The sequence below is a fragment of the Luteococcus sp. H101 genome (assembly GCF_038433155.1).
Classification (GTDB): domain Bacteria; phylum Actinomycetota; class Actinomycetes; order Propionibacteriales; family Propionibacteriaceae; genus Luteococcus.
Genome location: NZ_JBCDMW010000007.1, coordinates 93,168 through 112,521 on the forward strand (window position 1 = coordinate 93,168; position 19,354 = coordinate 112,521).

Genomic DNA, 19,354 nt, shown 5'->3' on the forward strand with positions numbered 1-19,354 from the left:
TGAGTTCTTTGGAGGTGCGCCGTGGTGCCCAGAATCGGTCGTCGCCCAGGGCAGGGGGACACCCGGGAGGTGATCCTGGCCGCCGCTCGGGAACTGTTTGCCGAGCGTGACTTCAGCAAGGTGTCCGTGCGCGCCATTGCCGCCGCCGCGGGGGTGGACCCGGCCATGATCAACCACTGGTTCGGCAGCAAGGAGGGCCTCTTCCAGGAGGCGCTCGAGATCCCGGCCGAAGTCCCCGCGCGGATCGCGGAGCTGCTCTCGGAAGCCGACGACGAGCGGCTGCCCGAGCGCCTGGTGCGCACCTTCCTGCGGGTCTGGGAGGGGGCGGAGACCGGCGCCGCGATGCAGGCCATGCTGCGCCGGGCCATGGCCGGCGAGATGCCGCTGGAGGCCCTAGAGGAGTTCGTGAGGCACGCCATCGTGACCCCGGTCGCCACGCGTCTGGGAGTGCCGGCCGAGGAGGCGCAACACCGCTTCGGCCTGGTGGCCAGCCAGCTGCTCGGGATGCTGGTGGTGCGCCAACTCCTCCGGCTGGAACCCTTGGCCAGCGTCGATCACGAGGTCCTCGTCGCCACCTACACCCCCGTTGTGCGGCACTACCTTTTCGAGGACCTTCCCGAAGGAGACCCAGCATGACCACCGACGTCGAGATGATCCACCCCAGACATGCCCTGCCCGAACAGCCGCCGGCCATCCAGATCCAGGGGCTGGTGAAGAAGTTCGGCTCCTTCACCGCCCTCGACGGGATCAACCTGAGCGTGGAGGCGGGGGAGGTGCACGGTTTCCTGGGCCCCAATGGCGCCGGCAAGTCCACCACCATCCGGGTGCTGCTGGGGCTGCTGCGCGCCAATGCCGGCAGCGTCCAGCTCCTGGGTGGTGATCCGTGGCGCGACGTGATCCAGCTGCACCGACGGCTGGCCTATGTCCCCGGCGATGTCTCGCTGTGGCCCGGATTGACCGGAGGCGAGGCGATCGACCTGCTGGGCAACCTGCGCGGCGGCCTGGACCGGACCCGACGCGAAGAGCTGATCGAACGTTTCGAGCTGGACCCCAGCAAGCGGGGCCGGGCCTACTCCAAGGGCAACCGGCAGAAGGTGGCCATCGTCGCCGCACTGTCCTCCAATGTCGAGCTGCTGATCCTGGACGAGCCCACCAGCGGGCTGGACCCGTTGATGGAGGTGGTCTTCCAGGACGAGATCGCCAAGGAGAAGGCCAAGGGGCGCACCGTGCTGCTCAGCTCCCACATCCTCAGTGAGGTGGAGGCGCTGGCAGGCCGGGTGAGCATCATCCGCAGCGGGAAGATCGTGCAGACCGGAACCCTGGCCGATCTTCGGGGCAAGACCCACTTGACCATCACCGCCCGGCTGGCCGACCCGCCGTCGGACCCCGCAGCGCTGGGGATCCTGGACGACGTCAAACTGGATGCCCACGGGCGGCTGCGGGCCACCGTCGCGCCGGACCGGGTGAACGACGCGATGGCCTCGCTGGTGGCATACCGGATGAGCCAGCTGACCGTCAGCCCCGCGTCGCTGGAAGACCTCTTCCTCAGCCACTACGACGAGCAGGCCGGCTGATGTCCGCCGCGCTGACGGGGCTGAAACCCCTGCTCAAGGCCACCATCCGGCAGGACCGGCGCAACATTGCGCCCTGGGTGGTGCTGCTGTCCGTCCTGTCGGCCAGCTCCATCTGGGCGTGGCGGTGGATCTTCCCGGACCTGGCCGACCGGCGCGCCTTTGCCCTGGCCATCGGTGCCAACCCGGCCATGGAACTGATCTTCGGCCCGGGCCGCAACTTCCTCACCAATGACGGCTTCAACGCCTGGCGGGCGGGTTCCCTGGGCGCCTTCTTCGCCGGGCTGATGGGGATCCTGATTGTGATCCGCAATTCCCGGGCCGACGAGGACTCCGGTCAGGCCGAACTGATCGCCTCCGGGGTGGTCACTCGCCAGGCTCGCCTGCTGGTGGCGGTGCTGATCGGCTGGATCGCCGCCGTCGCGCTGGGCGTGGTCTGCTTCCTGCTGACCTGGGTCTCCGGCGGTGAGGCCCGGCCGACGGCGGTGATCGCGGCCTGCTTCACCTGCTCCGCCTTGCTCTTCGCCGGGGTGGCCGCCGTCGCCGCGCAGCTGGGGTCCGACGCCCGCACCGCCAACACCCTGGCGATCGGCACCCTGGGCTTCTTCTTCGTGCTGCGCGGCTACCTGGACTCCTCCAATGCCGCCGAGTGGACGCTGTGGCTGACCCCGCTGGGCTGGCTGGAGAAGACGCTCCCGGCGGTGGAGAACCGGTGGTGGCCGATGCTGCCCGCCATTGCGTTGGCGGTGGTGCTGGTCGGGCTGGCGCTGGTCCTGCAGGACCGACGTGACTTCGGGCTGGGGATGATCGTGCCCCGCCCCGGGCCCGTCGAGTCTTGCCGGATGTCGCTGGGCCGGCTCACCTGGCGGCTGCACCGCGGCGCACTGCTCACCTGGCTGGTGGCCTTCTGCTTCCTGGGGCTGGTCTTCGGCAACCTGGCCGCCTCCTCCGGTGACCTGATTGCCGAGAATCCTGCCCTGCAACAGATCCTGGTGGCAGGTGGCAAGACCACACAGGAGCTGGGCTTCGCCTTCGTCGCCACCATCCTGCAGATCGGCGGCATCATCTCCGCCATCGTCGGGGCGCAGGTGGTGATGCGGATGCAGGCGGAGCAGGTGAACTACCGGATCGAGCCGCTGCTGGCCGGAGCGGTGCGCCGTCCGCGCTATTTCGCGACAAATGTGGCCCTGGCGCTGGCCGCCGTGGCGGGCTGCCTGGCCCTGGAGGGCATCGTGATGGGCTGGGTGGTCTCCCGCAGCGACGCCCCCTTCGGCTTCTGGGATGTCCTCCAGCAGGCGCTGTGCACCATCCCGGCCGTCTGGGTGCTGACCAGCGTCGGTGCGGCGGCCGTGGGCGCGAAACCGGTGGCCCGGCTGGCGGGCTGGATGGTGATTGTCGCCACCTTCGCGATCACCCTGCTGGGGCCGTCCTTCAAGCTGCCGGAATGGGCCTTGTCCATCAGTCCACTGCACCACGTGCCGCTGGTGCTGGCCGCTGATCCGGACTGGGGAAATCTGGGCTGGCTGCTGCTGGTGGCCTGTGGCTTCCTGGCGGTGGGCTTCGCCGGCTTCCACCGTCGCGACGTGGTCTGAACTCCACCGGGTCCACCCACGGGTGGATACCGGATTCATGCCCGGCGCCGATTCCGGGCGAACTCCGCTGGGGATTGACTGGGGTCATGTTCAACGACAACACCCCCATCACCGAATTCGGCTGGACCCGCGCCGCCAAGTACACCCTGTTCACCATGGCCATCTGGGCCGTCTGCACCGTGGTTGCCAAGATCGCGGTGGCCAGCTTTGACCTGAGCTGGATGGAGGTGGGCTTCCCCGGCGCGGGCCTCGCCATCGTCTGCGGCGTGGTGTGGGAGTACATCCGTCGCGACGGGGCGCGCAAGGCCGCCAGCCGCCACTGATCGGCTACCGGCCGCGGCTGTAGATCCGCCGGACCAGGGTCTCGATCTCCGCCTCCTCCAGCGCGATCTCCACCACCTCCACATCCCGGGAGACCGCCTGGAGGACGTCGGCGGCGCTGACTCGACGCGAGGCGAAGGCCAGCCGCAGCCGGGTGCCCTGCACGTCGTCGATCCGCACCCCATCTGGCAGCCTGAGCTGCGCCGGGTCGACGGGGGCTGCGGCATCCACCACCAGCACCCGCTCCGCCCCGGTCTCGGCTGCCAGCTCGGCCTCCGAGCCGTCGAAGACCAGCCGGCCCCGGTCCAGGATCAGCATCCGCTGGCACAGCCGCTGCACATCGCCCATGTCATGCGTGGTCAGCAGCAGGGTGGTGCCGTTCTCGCGGATCTCCCGGGCGAGGTAGGCGCGCAGCCGCTCCTTGGCGATCATGTCCAGCCCGATGGTCGGCTCGTCCAGCACGACGAGCTCCGGCCGGTGCACCAACGCTGCCGCCAGCTCCCCGCGCATCCGCTGGCCCAGGGAGAGGTTACGCACCGGGGTGGCCAGGAAACCGGACAGGTCCAGACCGTCGACCAGCTCGTCCAGTCGGGGCTTCCACCGGGCTGGCTCCTGGCCGTGCATCGCGGCCAGGATTGGGAAGGACTCGGCCAGCGGCAGGTCCCACCACAGCAGGGATCGCTGCCCGAACAGCACCCCCAGGTGGCCGGCCAACCGGCGTCGCTGCGGCACCGGTTCCAGCCCGCAGACCCGCACCGTCCCCGACGTGGGGGTCAGGATGCCGGTGAGCATCTTGATGGTGGTCGACTTCCCGGAGCCATTGGCGCCGATGTAGCCGACGGCGCTCCCGGGCTCGATGCCGAAGGACAGGCCGTCGACGGCCCGCTTGGTGCTGCGGGTGCGTCGCAGTCCGCTGCCGGAGCGCAGGGTGAACTCCCGGCTCACGTCCCGCAGTTCGATGATTGCCATCTCAGCCTCCCGCTCCGGTGTAGTGCCGGATGGCCAGCCGCCACCAGCCCAACATCACTGCCCACATCGCCAGCCCCAGCGGCACCGTCAGCCATGCCCACCCGGGCCACCAGAAGGCTGGCAGGGTGCCGCCGGTGAGCACCACGGTCGGCACGTAGGCAATCAGGGTGGCCGGCACGACGTAGCTGAAGAAGATCTTCACCGGGGTCATGAGTGCCGCGCCGGGAAGGCCACTGGCATAGCGCCCGCCATAGGTGAAGGCGTTGACCGCCTGCTGCCCGTCGAGCACGAAGAACAACGTGGCCGAGGCGAAGAGGAAGACCGCGCCATGGATCAACACCCCGCCCAGTGGGGCCAGCACCAGCAGAGCCAGATTGCGGACGGTCGGTTCCACATGACAGGCGCCGATGGCCCACAGGTAGATCGCCAGCCCCACCCCAGCGCGGCCCAGCCGTCGCAACTGGATGTCCTGGGTGACCAACTGCAGCAGCAGCGGAGTGGGGCGGGTGAGCAGCACCTCCAATCGGCCCTCCTTGATCAGCCGATGCACATTGTCCAGCTGCCCGAAGACCATGTCGGCCAGGCCGAAGGCCAGCGACGAGAGGCCGAACAGCAAGGTTGCTTGGTTGAGCGTCAGGCCACCAAAGACCGGCGCGGCGTGCAGCAGCGCGTAGACCTCGATGAATTCCAGCGGGATCAGCATCGCCTGGCCAAACAGGTCGGCGGCAAAGCTGGCCCGGTACTGCAACTGGGCGCGGATCCGGGAGGCCACCAGGATCCGGGTCAGCCGGGGCAGTGAGACCTCAGCCACCCTGGACCACCACCTTGCGTCGGCCGGCGCGCAGCAACAGCTGGCAGAGCGCCACCAGGACGGCCAGCCAGACCGCCTGCAGCCCCAGCACCGCCACCGCCTGGGCGTTCGCCAACCGGCCGGTGAACATGTCCACCGGCGTCTGGAACATCGCCGGGAAGGGGCTGGCATTGGCCAGCGACTGCAACCAGCCGGGGAACCAGGAGACAGGCACCACGAACCCGCACAGCACCTGCTGCACCACCATGGCCACCACCAGGAAGCCGCGGTTCTCGACCGTCCACAGCGCGCTCAGTGAGACGGCAAAGTAGAAGCAGTAGCACAGCGGGGTGGCCAGGATCAGGGAGAGCGCTCCCAGCAGATAGGGCAGGATCCCCGACGGCAGGTAGAGCCCGGTGATCAGCGCGCCGACCATCAGCGGCGGCAGGCAGCGGGGCACCAGCTCGAAGGCGGCGCGGCCGTAGTTGGTGGCCAGCGCGGCGCCCAGCACCGAGACCGGCCGGGTGAAGTCCACGGCGATGTCCCCGCTGCGTACCCGTTCCCCGATGGTGACGCTGGAGCCCCACACGTCGAGCGGACCCAGCAGGCCCTGGCCCAGCCAGACATAGGTAGCGGCTTGCAGCGCGGAGTAGCCGCCCACATCCCGCCCGGCGGTGTGGATGGCGGTGAGCAGCATGGAGGCCCGGACCAGCCCGAAGATGGTGTTGGTGAACACGCTGGCCGCGACGGCAGCACGGTAGCGGGAATGGCGGCGGAACCCCGCCTTCACCAGCTCCCAGTACGCGTGCACCGTCCCACGCTAGACCCCCGAACCATCCCTGTCTCTCCCCACTTGTGCCCCCTGCAACGGGCGGGCTGCGTCGGCGAACTCCGATCAGAGGTCGGGACGCTCGTTGTCACTGGGCTTGCACTCGAACCAAGCGTCTACCGCGAACTTGGCGTCACACGCCTCGCACTGGCGAATCTCCCGGTCTGGGTCATCAGGATCCGGGCTCACATGAATCGTGTCACGGGTGGTTTGGCAGTTGGGGCAGACCATGCTGCGGGGCTCAATGAGTATCGGTCGATGGTGCCCATCCGCTGGGGGCGTGTCGGTAGGTTCCCGGGTTTCAGAGCCATCCACCGACGCCCCCGATCGACTCGGCGACTTGATGCCGTTCACGTCGGACGAATGGACTGGCCCCGGCATGCCACGGAATCCCTCGAGGATCATTCCCTTCACACCGCGCACATCGTCGGAGGCAGGATCCACCAAGGGAAAGACGACCCGGGTCGTTCCATAGTCAACGTCGAGTCGTGGCCTCCAGTCGCCAAGCGGATCCACATCCCAATCACCCAGGATCAAGTTGTGGGCCCCCTTCAAGATCGCGATGAGCCGCCTGATGTGGGGACGCTTCTCCTCGTCGACACCCCAGAACTTGCACGCCCGCTCGGAGAAAGTGGCGCCGCTGTGGCCGCCGTACGGACTTGGACGTTCATCAATCTGATCCGCCGTAATCGTGACGATGGACGTGTTCCTGAGGTCATCGAAGCGGATGCTGCCCTCACGTCGGAAGACGGCTGGCCCGAGCAAGGAGGACTGCTCTGTTTCGGCCCGGTTCGTGACCAGCACTCGATCTTCCTTGAACTCAAGGTCAGGGTCCACATGGGTGACCTGGATGCCGGCCAGCATCGCCACATGAATGGCGATGGACTCCGCGAGCTTTGCGTCCCGCTCGGTCGAGAAGGCTTCGGTGGTCTGGAGGATCAGCGTGGAGGGGTCCTGGCGCAGCCGCTCGGCGTCGTCATTGTGCTGCTGCCACACGCGATCCATGCGAGCGCCAATGCCGACGTATAACTCTCGGGCGGCCTTGTTTTCGTAGAGGTACAGCCATGTGCGTTCAGACATCGATCTTCCTTTGCTAGGGCTGGTTCGGGAATTCAGATGGCCAGCCGGGTGACAGGCAGGTCGAAGAGTTTGGCCATCAGGTCTTCGTCGGAGAGTCGGTAGATGTCGGCGGCGCCACCGATGGTGAAGTCGGGGATCTCGAAGGCTTCGATGTCGGTCAGCTGGCTGGCCGAGATCACGCCGCTCTCGCACTCGAAACCCCACTGGCGGGCCTGGTCACAGATGTGGAGGAGGCCCGTCATGCGGGTGTCGATCACCGCAGCGGCTACGAAGTAGGCGCACCAGAAGCGCACCCCCGGTGCGATCTCGTACCAACCGCGAAGGAGTAGGGGCACAGGGGACTCGTCGGTGAAGTCGGTCTCGCGGGGCGTCGCATCCATGATCGCCCGCCACAGCGGTGTCATGTTGTCGGAGGTCCGTTCGGGGAAGTCCTGCTGGCTACCCATGAACAAAGAGTAGTTCACGTATAACTCTTATGTTCATAAATGTTTCTGATGGATTACTGAAGTGACCACCATGCGGTGGCAGGGCCGCCGCCCGAGTCGATCCACGTGTGTTTGAGGGGGGCTACCCAAGAGCCGGGGTCGGTGACGGTGAAGGCAATGCGCCCCGCACCGTGGCGCCCCCCTGGCACCTCGGTCAGCTCCGTGATGTTGCGACCCCCCAGGCAGAACTTGCCAACCGTGACGATGAGTGGGCAGAAGCCGTGCTGCTGGATGACCTGCAAGATCTGCACCCGACGGCGCGGGGAGACTGGCCAGTACATTCGCGTCGCGTCGTCGATGGCCTCGTGTAGCGGCCCGGACGGGGTGTCGAAGATGTCGATGTGGGTGCCGTAGAAGGCTCGCTCGTCTGCCGTGCTCTCGGGCGGGACCGCCCCGCGTTGTCTCAGAATCAGCGCGCCGCCGATCTCGGCAAGCTCCCGCAGTTCCGCCAGTGTCGTGAGATCGCGGAAGGGTGCCTTCAGGCGCTCGTCGACGCGCGCTTTCGAGTAGCAGATGCCAGCGGCCGACTCGTAGTACTCGCCAAAGACCCCGGCCTCACCCAGATAGGAGACCTGCAGCGCAGTCGTTCTGCCCAACTTCTGTTGCAGCAGCGACGTGGTCTCGCGCACCGAATAGGCCTCGACGCGCTGCCGTTGGCGCGTCTCGGCCAACCAGGTGGCGGCGTCCACCTCCTGTTCGCGAGAAGTCATGCCGAGATGGTAGCCCGCCGCGTCCAGCCGGGCCCCTGATGGCCCGAGGCGTCATCAGGTGGCATCCGTACCGTGCCAGCGCAGCGGGCGACCGGGGTGACGAAATGGTCGGCTCCCGGGATGCTCATGCAGCTCATCTCACGCCTATCAGCTCACCGGTCAGCTGATCATCGCGCCACCTCGGGCACGTCGCGCCTCCTGGTGCTCCTTGCGCCGGGTATCCGGGGCGCGTCGTGCGCGGACTGGCATCTGGTGCCTCATCTGGCGCGAGGTTGCGGCCCGGCTCCCAGGAAGCGCTTGCCCGGCTGAATCATCAACGCAGCAGCATCGCCAGCGTCGTGGTCACACCCACCGTCACGACGAAGATCCGCAGCGCCCTGGGGGACAGGCGCTTGGCGAAGCGTCCGCCGGTCAACCCGCCCAGCGCGGCGCCGACGGCCACCAGCCCGGCCAGCTTCCAGTTGATCAGCTCGGGGGAGACCAGCAGGACCATCCCGGCCGACATCGCGTTCACGAACAGTACGTTGAAGTTCTTGATGGCGTTCAGGTCCTGCATCCCCAGGTGGGTGACGATGCCCAGCAGCCCCACGAGCAGGATCCCCTGTGCAGCGCTGAAGTAGCCGCCGTAGCTGCCCACCAGGTAGCAGCCGATCACCCCACCCACCATTGCCCGACGGGAGGTGAAGACCCCGTGGCTACTGGGTTCGTCGGCCTCCGCATCCCGACGGGAGGCAACCCACCCCCGGATGCTGGGCCCCGCCAGCACCAGCGCGGTGCCGACCGCCACCAGCCACGGCACCACCTTGACGAAGACCCCGGCCGGGAAACCGAGCAGCAGTAGGGCACCCGTCGCCCCGCCCAGGATGGAGGCGGGCAACAGTGTCCGGATCACCCCGCGCAGCCGGCGCAGCTCGTCGCGGTAGGCCACCACCCCGGTGGCGCTGGCTGGCACCAGCCCCATGGTGTTGGCGATGGTCGCGGTCAGCGGCGGCACCCCGCTGAGCACCAGCAGCGGGAAGGAGATCAGCGTCCCGGCGCCCACCATCACGTTGATCCCGCCGGCCAGGAAGCCGCCGATGATCGCCACCAGCCACTGCAGGTCAGCCAGGAAGTTCATGCCCGTCACTATGGCATTTGCCGACGTAGGCTGGCGGGATGCAGAGCTGGAGCTGGTTGCCCGACGACGCCGAGCAGGCCGCGCGACGGCTGCTGGGTTGCGAGCTGGTCCGCCAGATCGACGGGCACCTCCTGCGGGTGCGGATCGTCGAGACCGAGGCCTATGACCAGGACGATCCGGCCAGCCACTCCCATCACGGCCGCACCGCCCGCAATGACGCCATGTTCCTGGCCGCCGGCCACGCCTACGTCTACCTGATCCACGGCCTGCACCACTGCATGAATGTGGTGGTGGGGCCCGAGGGATACGGCTGCGGGGTGCTGATCCGCGCCGCGGAACCCCTGGACGGTCTCGACGAGATGCGACGCCGCCGCAAGGGGAGGGCTGGGGTCGAGCTGACCAATGGTCCCGGCAAGCTGGGCCAGGCGCTGGGGATCACGCTGCCGCTGCGCGGCCATGACCTGGGTCTTCCGCCGCTCCAACTCCTTGTGCAACAGCCCGTCGCGGCGGATCAGATCGTCGTGACCACCCGGGTGGGGATCACCAAGAATGCGGCTGCGCCCCGGCGTTTCTACCTGCGCGGCAATCCTTGGGTGTCCAAGCCCTGGATCCGCGAACCGTAGCCCCTAGCGGCGGGGCCGCACGGTGAGGCTCTGCGCCACCGTGCCGAAGGGGCCGTGGTCGTCGTGCAGGACCGTGTGGGTCAGGCCGACGCCCGCGGGCCCGAAGTGCACCGTGGTGTCGAAGCCGGTCCACTCGCCGTGGTGCTCCCGGAAGAGGTGGGCCGTCAGGTCCACATTCGGGAAGATCGCCTCCTCGGGGGAGACCCGCACCGCCAGCCCGTTGGCGACGTCGATCAGCGCGAACAACGCGGCCGTCGGGCTCACCTGCTCGCCCGCGACGAGTTCCGCGTCGGTCCGGGACCAGGCGACGGCATGACCAGTCTCGATCTCCCGACGCCGCACCTCCAGCGAGTCGATGAAGCCGCCCTCCCAGCGGTCCGCGATCTCCCAGACCGGGAGGTCGTCGACGCCGGGGATCGCCGGGAAGGTGCTCCCGGCCAGGGGAGACGTGTCCGCGGTGCTGGCAAACCAGGCCCGCGCCGTCAAGGCGGTACGGCCGCTGTGGTCCAGCCGGGCCTCCACCAGCTCGATCGAACGGCCCGGCCGCACCAGCTGCACCGAGACGTCCACCGGCTCGATCGGCAGCACGCCGAAGATGTCGAAGCTCACCCGGGAGAGCGCCAGCCCGTCGTCGCCCCGGCGCTCCCGGTGGTCGGTCTCGAACATGTGCGCCAGCAGGCCCATCGCCGGGGCGATGTGCTGCTCGTCGGTCTTCCATGCCCCGCCGACGTGTGCGGTGGGGCGGAAGCGGTCATGGGTCTCGCGCTCGAAGTAGGCAAAGGCGTCGCTCATGTGCCAATTCTTGCGGGCAGAATGTGCGCATGTGTCGAAACATCCGCCCGTTGAACAACTTCGAGCCGCCCGCCACCGACGACGAGGTGCATGCCGCGGCGCTGCAGTATGTCCGCAAGGTGGCCGGCACCACCAAGCCGAGCAAGGCCAACCAGGAGGTCTTTGACCGCGCCGTCGGCCAGATTGCCCACATCACCCGGCACCTGGTTGACGAGTTGGTGACCACGGCGCCGCCCAAGGATCGGGAGGCCGAGGCCGCCAAGGCCCGGGCCCGTGCCCAGCAGCGGTACGCGAGCTGAGATCCGGCGTGGGACGCGCAGGTAAGAAGAGTCCTGGGGCGGGTCGCGGTCGGCTGGAGGTGAGCGTCTCCCGGATCGAGGAGCACCACGTCCTGGCGCTTGAGGACGGCCGCTCACCGCTCGCCGTGGTGGCGCGTGAGCTGCACCGGCAACGCGCCGCCGGTGAGGGCTTCGCGCTGGTGGCCGTCGTCGACGCGCTCCCGGTGGGGCTGTTGGGTATCCGGTTCACCGACGACGGTTGGCTGCTGCACGGTCTGGCTGTCAGCCCGCAGCAGGGTCACGACGAGATCGCGAACAAGCTGCTGGATGCCGCCGAGGAGCTGGCCCGGCCGCTCGGTTCGCTGACCTGGCGGGTGGATCCCGACGGCGGGCAAGCGACTCTCGCCCACACGCGGGGTTATACCGTGCGTCGGGACCTGTTGGTCAAGGAACTCGGCTGAGTTGCCCCACTACGTGGGAGCATCTGTTCATGCGTGGGTCCCGGTTAGCGGCAATCGTTCTGGCGCTCGGTCTGCTGGCCGGGTGCGGTGGCGGTGAACAGGTCAAGGTCACCGAGCACCAGCGGGCCGAGGTGGTCACCGGGGACGCCCAGGGAAATGTCACGGCCAAGCTGGTCGATGCCCTGAAGCCGGTCAAGCCCAGCTGCGCTCGCACCCGCACGGTGAAGAAACTCACCGAGGTGCGCTGTGCCGGATACGACGACGCGTCGATCCATGAGATCACCATCCTCACCGAGGACGAGCAGTTGATCGGGCTGACCGACGAGCTGTGGAGCCGCACCGACGTGCCCAACTACGACAACGGGAACCTGGACACCTCCCGCTGGGACCATTCCCGACGGCTGGTGGCCACCGCCTTCAACGACGTCATGGATCTGGGCTTGGACCTGGCGGAACTCTTCCCGGCGCCGCGGGCGGGTGTGTCCCGTGAGCAGCATCCGGGGGAGTGGGACGTGATCACCTGGACCCACTCATCGGGCGAGGGTGCCCGGTTCAGCCCCACCTTCCGAGCCACACTGCCCCGGGTGAAGCAGGTGGAGGAGGACCTCAACGCCGTTGGCCCCGCCGCCGCCTTCCGGGCTGACGCGCTCAAGGAAGCGGCGAGCTCGGCGGGTTGGGAATGCTCACCGTACGAACGCGGCGTGTGCTGGGGCGACGGCGGCACGGTGGGGGTCAAGGGCAAGCAGGGGGCCGAACTGAGCTGGGTGGTGGCCGGCAATGTCCCGGCCTGGCCCACCGACGCCACCGCGGACCAGGCCCTGCGCGCCGCCCTGCCCGACGGCCTGGCGGACCAGATCAAACAGTGGGCCACCGCCCAGAGTTCACCGGCCGCGTTGGGTGTTGTCGACGGGCTGGTGGTCACCGTCGAGCACTACGGCTCGCAGGTCTCCACCAGCCGCGGCCAGGCCACCCGGCTCAGGGCAGGATTCTGATCAGGCCTTCCCGCCCATGGCGTTGTGACCGGGCCGGGGCAGCAGGCCGACCGGGGAGTGCGGCTGGTACGGCTCCTCCAGATAGGCCAGATCCTCGTCGCTGAGTTCAAGGTCCAGGGCGCGCACGGCGTCGTCCACCCGGCCGGGCCTGGAGCAGCCGACGATTGGCGCCTCCACGCCGCGGGCCCAGTGCCAGGCCAGCGCCACGTCGGCCATCGGCACATCGAGCCGCTTCGCAACCTCGGCCACCCGGGTGACGATCGGCATGTCGGTCTCGCGCTCACGGTCGTACTTGGCCTTCATCGTGGTGTCCGTGGTGGAGCGGGTGGACTCCGAGTCCCAGGTGGGCCGGGCCAGGTGTCCGGAGGCCAGCGGGCTGTAGGGGGTGAGCGCCATCTGGTACTGACGGCAGACCGGGATCAGCTCCCGCTCGTCCTCGCGGTGCAGCAGGTTGTAGTGGTTCTGCATGCTGCTGAACCGGGTCCAACCGTTCTGGTCCGCCACCACCTGCAGGTTGTGCAGCTGGTAGCCGTACATCGCCGAGGCGCCCAGGGCCCTCACCTTCCCCGCGGTGACAAGGCCATGGAGCGCCTCCATGGTCTCCTCCATGGGGGTGTCGTAGTCGAAGCGGTGGATGATGTAGAGGTCCAGGTAGTCGGTGCCAAGGCGCTCCAGGCTGCCGTCGATCTCGCGCTCGATGGCGCCCTTGCTGAGCTTGCCGTCGTTGAAGTAGACCTTCGACGCCAGCACGACGTCCTCCCGCTTGACGCCCAGGTTCTTCAGCGACTGCCCGATGAACTGCTCGCTGGTGCCGTGAGCGTAGGTGTTGGCGGTGTCGATGAAGTTCACGCCCAGCTCCAGCGCCCGGGCCAGCACCTCCTGCGTCGCGGGCTGGTCGATGGTCCACTGGTGGAAGTCCGGGAAGTGCTCCCCGAAGCTCATCCCGCCGATGCACAGGCGCGGGATGGTGATGTCGGTGTTGCCAAGAGTCGTGTACTGCATGGGATTCCCCTCGTCCTGATGGATGACTGGAGCGGTGGTCTGGACCCAGTCTGGCCGCATGACGTCGCCGCGCCAAGGGCGCCGGCAGGGGCTCTCACTACCTCCCTGCGGTCAGTTGTCGCTTCGCGACGGCCACGTCGATCTCGAAGTAGATGGAGGCGACCGCTGGGTCGACGAGACCGTCCTGCCGGTCATCGTGGATCTGGACGGCACCCAACGCTCGCCAGAAGGGGACAGCCGACCGTGGCGTCACCGCCGGCGTGTGCAGGGTCAGGACGCCGTAGCCGAGGTGATCCGCCCCGTTCACCAGCCGGGCGCACACCTGCCGCGCCAACCCGTTCTGCCGGAACCGCGGGAGAACGGCCACGCGCACCAGTTCCCCCACATCCTCCCGCAGTCCGTACCTGCGCTGCACCGGCTCCGGGCCACGGCGTCGAAAGGGCCGGACCCCGCCGCAACCGATGATCCCTTCCCCGGCCTCGGCGACGAGCAGCGCCGCGCGGGGGTCACGCAGGTAACAGTCCTCCGCCCGATCAAGGTCGGCATGCCAGATGGGGTTGTAGTCCAGGCCGTGATCCTCCCGGACGCTGGTCAGGACCAGTCCGCGTACCGCGGAGAGGTCCTGCGGCCGGGCGTCGCGGACCGATACTCCTGGGAGGTTCTTGGTGGGCTCAGGCAAGGTCTTCCAATCTTTCTTCCATGCTTGACGTGGGTCAACTGAACAGGCTGACCAATTCCCGGGTGTACGGATCTCGCTGCTCCGCGCAGAGGTCCTGCGCGGGGAACTCGTCGATGAACTGGCCGTGGCGCATCACGACGATCTGGTCGGCGACGAATCGTGCCGCCGCCAAGTCATGGGTGATGAACAGCATCGAGACCTGCAGATCCTCCTGCAGGTCCTTGAGAAGGTTCAGGATCCGGGCCTGGAGGGAGACGTCCAGACTGGCGGTGGGTTCGTCCAGCACGATCAGCTCCGGCTCGATGCTCAGGGCCCGGGCAATCGCGGCCCGCTGCAGCTGGCCGCCGGAAACCCGGCCGGGCATCCGGTCCAGCAGGGTGGTGGGCAGTTCCACCCGCTCGAACAGCTGTTCCGCCAACTGGCGACGACCGCCGGCCTCGGCGACGCGCCGGCGCAGCACCTCCGGCTGGCAGTCTAGCGGTTCCAGCACTGAGGTGAGCAGTGGCAGCCGGGCGTTGAAGGAGTCGGTGGCGCTCTGGAAGACCGCCTGGATCCGTGCCCGCCTGTGACGGTAGGGCCTCCCCTTGAGGGCGGTCAGTTCGTCGTCGCCCAGCCAGACTCGGCCGGAGTCCATGGGCTCGACGCCCAGCAGGCAGCGGGCCAGGGTGCTCTTGCCGGAGCCGCTCTGGCCCACCAGCGCCAGACACTGCCCTCGTTCGATGGCCAGGTCGACGCCACTGACGGCGCGCAGCCCGCCCAGATAGGTCTTGGTGATGCCCTGGGCCAGCAGGGCCGGTGTGGTCGATGACATGCTCACGCTCCCTGCTGGGTGACTGGCAGCCGGTCGAGGTCCCGATCGATCGGTGGCAGCGCCGCGAGCAGGCCGCGGGTGTAGGGATGACTGGGCCGGGCCGTGATCTCGGCAACGGTGCCCTGTTCCACGATTTCGCCGTGGCGCAGCACCGCCATCCGGTCGGCATGGGTCCGGACGCAGCGCAGGTCATGGGTGATGAACAGCACCGCGCAGCCCGTGCTGGCCCGGAGCTGGTCGATCCTGGCCAGCACATCTGCCTGGGTAACGGCGTCGAGGGCCGTGGTGGGTTCGTCGGCGATCAACAGCCGCGGTCGCGCCATGACGGCCGTCGCCAGCACCACCCGCTGCAGCTGGCCACCGCTGAGCTGGAAGGGGTATCGGTTGGCCGTGGCCTCCGGGTCCAAGCCCACCTCCTCCAGCGCGGTCAGGATGGTGCTGTGGTACGCCGAACTGTTCGTCGTCCCGTGTGCCCCCAGGGCCTCCGTCATGTGGGCACCGATCCGGTGGTAGGGGGAGAAGGCACCGGCATAGTTCTGGAAGACGTAGCAGATCTCCGTGCCCCGGATCCGGCGCATCTGCCGTCGTCCCTGGGTCAGCAGGTCGTGCTGACCCAGCCGGAGCGTTCGGGCCGTGCGCGTCAGGCCAACCGGCAGCAGGTCTCCGATGGCGTGGGCGGTCACGCTCTTGCCGGAGCCGCTCTCGCCCCCCAGTGCGAACCATTCGCCGGGCTGCACCTCGACGTCGATTCCGTGCACCAGCTCCAACCCGTGGGGTGCCGTGACCCTCAGGTCCTCGATCTGCAGGGTCATCTGGCGGCTCCCGTCGTGATCCGGGTGGGGTCGGTGGAGTACTGCTTGGCCAGCGCGTCGCCGGCCAGGCTGGTCAGCAGGACCACGACGAAGATCGCCAGCCCCGGGGCGAACATCAACAACGAGGTCCGGCCGAAGTAGGCGCGCCCCTCATTCAGCATGGCGCCCCATTCCGGGGAGGGTTGGGGCACACCCAGCCCCAGGAAGGACAAGGAGGCCACCAGCAACACGATCTTGCCGATGTCGAGCGTCGCCAGGCTGAGCACGGGCCCGATCACGTGGGGGACCAGGTGCCGGCGGATGATCCGTGCGGTCCGTGCGCCACTGATCCTGGCCGACATGAAGTAGTCCCGGGTCTTCTCCTCCACGACGATGCTGCGCACCAGCCGGGTGTAGCCGATCCACTTGACCACCACGATCGCGAGGACCAGGTTGAACACGCCCGGGCCCAGCAGGCCGGTCAGCACGATGGCCACCACGTACTCAGGCAGCGCCATGAAGGCGTCGCAGAGCCGCATCAGGGCCCAGTCGAGTCCGCCGCCCAGGTAGCCCGAGTAGAGACCGAGCGGTACGCCGATCCCGGCCGAGAGCGCCAGCGCCAGCATGGAGATCCCGACCGTGGTGCGGCCACCGGTGAGGATTCGGGACCAGATGTCGCGGCCGAGTTGGTCGGTTCCGGCAAGGTGCTGCCAACTGCTTGGCAGCAAGGCCTGCGTGAGATCCACCTGCAGCGGATCGTGCGGGGCCAGCCACGGGCCAGCCAGCCCGAGCAACAGGAGCAGCACGGTGGCGGTGGCCAGGGTCACGGTATTGCGGTTGACGGTGCGATTCATCGTGTCCCTTTCAGCCGGACTTCCGGGCTGATCCAGCGGTAGCTCAGGTCAACCAGCAGGTTGATCCCGATGATGGCGATCCCGATCACCAGGATGAAGCCCTGGATCACCGCATAGTCGCGACGGGTGACCGCCTCGACGGCCAGCTTGCCCACCCCGGGCAGCCCGAAGACGGCCTCCACCACCACGGAACCCGAGAGCAGACTGCCCAGGCTGACGCCCATCATCGTGACGACGGGAATCAGGCTGGCCCGCAGCACGTGCGCTCGACGCAACACCCGCTCGGGAACTCCCCGGGCGCGGGCCGAACGGACGAAATCCCGATGCTGGGTCTCCTGGAAGGAGTTGCGGAAGAGCTTGATGAAGGGCGGGGCGATCGCCACGGCCAGGGCCGCGCAGGGCAGCACCAGCCCGGCTCCACCGCGCCAGCCCGAGGCCGGCAACAACCGCAGGTCCACCGCAAACCACTGGATCAGCAGCAGTCCCAGCCAGAAGGTGGGCATGGAGGCCCCCAGGTAGCACCCCGCGGACACCAGCCGATCGATCCATGTGTCGGGATGGGTGGCGGCCAGGGTTCCAAGGGTAACCACCAGGACCAGGGTCACGGTGATGGAGGACAGTGCCAGCAGGGCGGTTGCGGGCAGGGCCTCGCCCAACTCGTGCGCCACCGTCTGACCGGTCATCACCGACATCCCGAGGTCCCCGCGCAGCAGTCCCGACAGATAACGCCAGTACCGCACCAGCAGCGGATCGTCCAGCCCCAGCTGGGCGCGATAGGCAGCAATCTCGGCCTGGCTGTGGGCGATGGTGTCCACCCTCAGCACCGACAGTGCGGCGTCACCGGGTGCCAGGGCCACCACCAGGAAACTCACCACGGTGAGGAACCAGATGCTGAATCCGATCCCGGCCGTGTGCCGCAGCAGCCGGACCAGGGGGTCAGCCACGGTCGAGGTCCTTGGTGATCATCGGGTACTCGAACTCATTGCTGGGGGTCTGCCAGCCCGTGACGCCCTTGGCGAAGGCGGCGGTCTCCATCGGTGCCACCAGGTAGCTGTTGAGCTGGCGGTCGCGGACCGTGACCCCCAGCTGTCTGGCCACGCTGGCCCGTTGGGTGGCATCCGGCGCACTGTTGAACCGATCGATCAGCTTGTTCAGGGCGGGGTCGTCCAGCTGCCCGTGGTTCTGTGCGCCGCCGGGGGTGAGTGAACCGTGGATGAAATAGGACCCGTCGCCGCGGGTCACGGTATTGGCCGAATAGGTGGCAACATCCCATTCCTTGCTGGTCAGGTGCTCGTCGATGTTGTCAGCGGTGACGATCTTGAAGGTGATCCCGACCTGGCTGGCGGAGTTCTCCATCACCTGGGCGATCTGGGGCAGCTCGGGCCGCGCCACATAGGTGACGATGTTCATGGTGAGGGGCTTGCCCTTGCTGGTCACCTTTCCGTTGCTGACCTCCAGCCCGGCCCGTTGGAAGTACCTGAGGGCCGCCTCCTTGCCGGACGGCCGGGTCACCTGCCCGGGAGAAACGGCGGTCTTGCCGGCGAAGGGATTGTCGGTGGCCTCGCCGTAGCCGCTCATCACGGTCTTGGCGATGGCCCGCCGGTCCAGCAGTGCGTCGATTCCCTGACGGAAGTCCTGCTTCCCCCAGAGTTCGGCCTGGGGGCCCTTGAAGTTGAACAGCAGGTGGTAGACCCGGGTTCCCGTCCGGGTCTCGACGGTGTACCGGTCGTCCTTCTTCAGTCCGTCAAGGGTCTCGGTGGAGGGCCGGTAGATCACGTCGGCCTCGCCGGACTGCAGCGCCAGTAGCCGGGCATTCGCGTCCTGGTTCGCGGTCATCGTGGCCCGCTCCAGCCTGGCCCTGCCATCCCAGTAGCCGTCGAAGCGGCTCAGTTCGGCCGCCCCGGTGGTCGTGAAGCTGTCGAACTTGAAGGGGCCGGTTCCGATGGGCTTCTCGATGCCGGCTTCGGGGTCGATGATGGCGGTGTTGAAATGGACGAACTCGCTCATCAGGCCCGCATAGGGCTTGGTGGTGGTGATCGTCAGGGTCTGACCGTCGGCCTTCATCGACGCGATGGGCAGCAGCGCCTTGACTCCGGGGTTCTTGCTGATGGCCCGCTCGATGTTCTGCTGCACCACCTGCGCGGTCAACGCCTTGCCGTTGTGGAAGGTGACCCCGTCGCGGATGGTGAGCTGCCAGGTATTGCCCTTCTGGGTCCACGCCGTGGCCAGACCGGGACTCAGGGTACCGGTCTTGATGTCCAGCTTGACCAGCGTCTCGACGGTGCCGGAATTGAGGATGAAGGCCGTCTGCACCATGTGCGGGTCGGTGGTGTTGGCCGGGTAGACGGTCACCAGGCGCAGCGTGTGCGCGGCTCCCGTCGATGCTGAGTCATCCTGGATGCCGCATCCAGTCAGGGCAACGGCGGCTGTCGCGAGGGCGACGAGGGTCTTCTTCATGGTGGTTTCTCTCCAGTGTCGTGGATGCCGGGGCACCCGGAAGAGAATCCAGGCAGCAGAACTCGGCCACAGGGCTGACCGATGACCGGCCAACAGTGGCTCGCAGCGGGCACGGGTGTGCGCCCATTCTCGTTCCCTCCATCTGCGTGG

General features: G+C 67.9%; 23 protein-coding genes. 8 read left to right on the forward strand and 15 right to left on the reverse strand.

The window, feature by feature from the left end; translation table 11 throughout:
• Positions 1–24: 24 nt before the first annotated feature.
• The 4 genes from AAEX60_RS02110 (at position 25) to AAEX60_RS02125 (ending at position 3,486) form a co-directional block, all read left to right on the forward strand.
• A complete protein-coding gene (locus tag AAEX60_RS02110) occupies positions 25–636 on the forward strand; it encodes a TetR/AcrR family transcriptional regulator (protein WP_342100810.1) in 612 nt (203 codons plus the stop codon).
• Positions 633–1,574 carry an ABC transporter ATP-binding protein gene (locus AAEX60_RS02115; protein WP_342100813.1) on the forward strand — a complete coding sequence of 314 codons (942 nt, stop codon included), beginning with the start codon at positions 633–635 and terminating at the stop codon, positions 1,572–1,574. Before AAEX60_RS02110 ends, AAEX60_RS02115 begins: the two co-directional genes overlap by 4 nt.
• Complete coding sequence (locus AAEX60_RS02120) at positions 1,574–3,163, forward strand: ABC transporter permease (RefSeq protein ID WP_342100815.1); 1,590 nt, start codon at positions 1,574–1,576, stop codon at positions 3,161–3,163. Before AAEX60_RS02115 ends, AAEX60_RS02120 begins: the two co-directional genes overlap by 1 nt.
• A gap of 86 nt (positions 3,164–3,249) precedes the next feature.
• A complete protein-coding gene (locus AAEX60_RS02125) occupies positions 3,250–3,486 on the forward strand; it encodes a hypothetical protein (RefSeq protein ID WP_342100818.1) in 237 nt (78 codons plus the stop codon).
• A 4-nt stretch (positions 3,487–3,490) separates the two neighbouring features.
• Here AAEX60_RS02125 and AAEX60_RS02130 read toward each other — a convergent pair whose 3' ends face one another.
• The 7 genes from AAEX60_RS02130 to AAEX60_RS02160 form a co-directional block, all read right to left on the reverse strand.
• Positions 3,491–4,453, reverse strand: coding sequence for an ABC transporter ATP-binding protein (locus AAEX60_RS02130; protein WP_342100819.1), 963 nt, complete (start codon positions 4,451–4,453; stop codon positions 3,491–3,493).
• Position 4,454: 1 nt separating this feature from the next.
• On the reverse strand, positions 4,455–5,264 hold the full coding sequence (locus tag AAEX60_RS02135; protein ID WP_342100822.1) for an ABC transporter permease: 810 nt from the start codon (positions 5,262–5,264) through the stop codon (positions 4,455–4,457).
• Positions 5,257–6,054 carry an ABC transporter permease gene (locus tag AAEX60_RS02140; RefSeq protein WP_342100824.1) on the reverse strand — a complete coding sequence of 266 codons (798 nt, stop codon included), beginning with the start codon at positions 6,052–6,054 and terminating at the stop codon, positions 5,257–5,259. Before AAEX60_RS02140 ends, AAEX60_RS02135 begins: the two co-directional genes overlap by 8 nt.
• An 84-nt stretch (positions 6,055–6,138) precedes the next feature.
• On the reverse strand, positions 6,139–7,152 hold the full coding sequence (locus AAEX60_RS02145) for a hypothetical protein (RefSeq protein ID WP_342100826.1): 1,014 nt from the start codon (positions 7,150–7,152) through the stop codon (positions 6,139–6,141).
• A gap of 32 nt (positions 7,153–7,184) precedes the next feature.
• Complete coding sequence (locus AAEX60_RS02150; RefSeq protein ID WP_342100828.1) at positions 7,185–7,598, reverse strand: hypothetical protein; 414 nt, start codon at positions 7,596–7,598, stop codon at positions 7,185–7,187.
• Between the two features lie 53 nt (positions 7,599–7,651).
• On the reverse strand, positions 7,652–8,347 hold the full coding sequence (locus AAEX60_RS02155) for a hypothetical protein (RefSeq protein WP_342100830.1): 696 nt from the start codon (positions 8,345–8,347) through the stop codon (positions 7,652–7,654).
• Positions 8,348–8,660: 313 nt separating this feature from the next.
• Positions 8,661–9,464 (reverse strand): sulfite exporter TauE/SafE family protein, encoded by an 804-nt coding sequence (locus tag AAEX60_RS02160; RefSeq protein ID WP_342100831.1) that lies wholly within the window; start codon positions 9,462–9,464, stop codon positions 8,661–8,663.
• Positions 9,465–9,502: 38 nt separating this feature from the next.
• Here AAEX60_RS02160 and AAEX60_RS02165 point away from each other — a divergent pair, with 38 nt between their 5' ends.
• Complete coding sequence (locus AAEX60_RS02165; protein WP_342100832.1) at positions 9,503–10,087, forward strand: DNA-3-methyladenine glycosylase; 585 nt, start codon at positions 9,503–9,505, stop codon at positions 10,085–10,087.
• 3 nt (positions 10,088–10,090) lie between these two features.
• Here AAEX60_RS02165 and AAEX60_RS02170 read toward each other — a convergent pair whose 3' ends face one another.
• A complete protein-coding gene (locus AAEX60_RS02170) occupies positions 10,091–10,879 on the reverse strand; it encodes a thioesterase family protein (protein WP_342100835.1) in 789 nt (262 codons plus the stop codon).
• A 29-nt stretch (positions 10,880–10,908) separates the two neighbouring features.
• Between AAEX60_RS02170 and AAEX60_RS02175 the strand changes: the two genes are divergently transcribed.
• Genes AAEX60_RS02175 through AAEX60_RS02185 form a run of 3 tightly spaced genes read left to right on the forward strand, consistent with a single transcriptional unit; the run spans position 10,909 to position 12,610 of the window.
• On the forward strand, positions 10,909–11,178 hold the full coding sequence (locus tag AAEX60_RS02175; RefSeq protein WP_342100837.1) for a DUF2277 domain-containing protein: 270 nt from the start codon (positions 10,909–10,911) through the stop codon (positions 11,176–11,178).
• A gap of 8 nt (positions 11,179–11,186) precedes the next feature.
• Positions 11,187–11,618 (forward strand): GNAT family N-acetyltransferase, encoded by a 432-nt coding sequence (locus AAEX60_RS02180; RefSeq protein ID WP_342100838.1) that lies wholly within the window; start codon positions 11,187–11,189, stop codon positions 11,616–11,618.
• A 29-nt stretch (positions 11,619–11,647) separates the two neighbouring features.
• On the forward strand, positions 11,648–12,610 hold the full coding sequence (locus AAEX60_RS02185) for a hypothetical protein (protein WP_342100841.1): 963 nt from the start codon (positions 11,648–11,650) through the stop codon (positions 12,608–12,610).
• On the opposite strand, the gene AAEX60_RS02190 is transcribed toward AAEX60_RS02185, so the two are convergent.
• The 7 genes from AAEX60_RS02190 to AAEX60_RS02220 all read right to left on the reverse strand — a co-directional run bounded on the left by AAEX60_RS02190 (position 12,611) and on the right by AAEX60_RS02220 (position 19,204).
• Complete coding sequence (locus tag AAEX60_RS02190) at positions 12,611–13,612, reverse strand: aldo/keto reductase (RefSeq protein ID WP_342100842.1); 1,002 nt, start codon at positions 13,610–13,612, stop codon at positions 12,611–12,613.
• A 97-nt stretch (positions 13,613–13,709) separates the two neighbouring features.
• Entirely contained in the window at positions 13,710–14,291 is a 582-nt protein-coding gene (locus AAEX60_RS02195; protein WP_342100843.1) for a GNAT family N-acetyltransferase, read from the reverse strand.
• 34 nt (positions 14,292–14,325) lie between these two features.
• Complete coding sequence (locus AAEX60_RS02200; protein ID WP_342100846.1) at positions 14,326–15,102, reverse strand: ABC transporter ATP-binding protein; 777 nt, start codon at positions 15,100–15,102, stop codon at positions 14,326–14,328.
• Between the two features lie 2 nt (positions 15,103–15,104).
• Entirely contained in the window at positions 15,105–15,914 is an 810-nt protein-coding gene (locus AAEX60_RS02205; protein WP_342100847.1) for an ABC transporter ATP-binding protein, read from the reverse strand.
• Positions 15,911–16,747, reverse strand: coding sequence for a nickel transporter permease (gene nikC, locus AAEX60_RS02210; RefSeq protein ID WP_342100848.1), 837 nt, complete (start codon positions 16,745–16,747; stop codon positions 15,911–15,913). Before nikC ends, AAEX60_RS02205 begins: the two co-directional genes overlap by 4 nt.
• On the reverse strand, positions 16,744–17,691 hold the full coding sequence (locus AAEX60_RS02215) for an ABC transporter permease (protein ID WP_342100849.1): 948 nt from the start codon (positions 17,689–17,691) through the stop codon (positions 16,744–16,746). Before AAEX60_RS02215 ends, nikC begins: the two co-directional genes overlap by 4 nt.
• A complete protein-coding gene (locus AAEX60_RS02220; protein ID WP_342100850.1) occupies positions 17,684–19,204 on the reverse strand; it encodes an ABC transporter substrate-binding protein in 1,521 nt (506 codons plus the stop codon). The genes AAEX60_RS02215 and AAEX60_RS02220 overlap by 8 nt, the downstream gene beginning before the upstream one ends.
• Positions 19,205–19,354 lie beyond the last annotated feature (150 nt).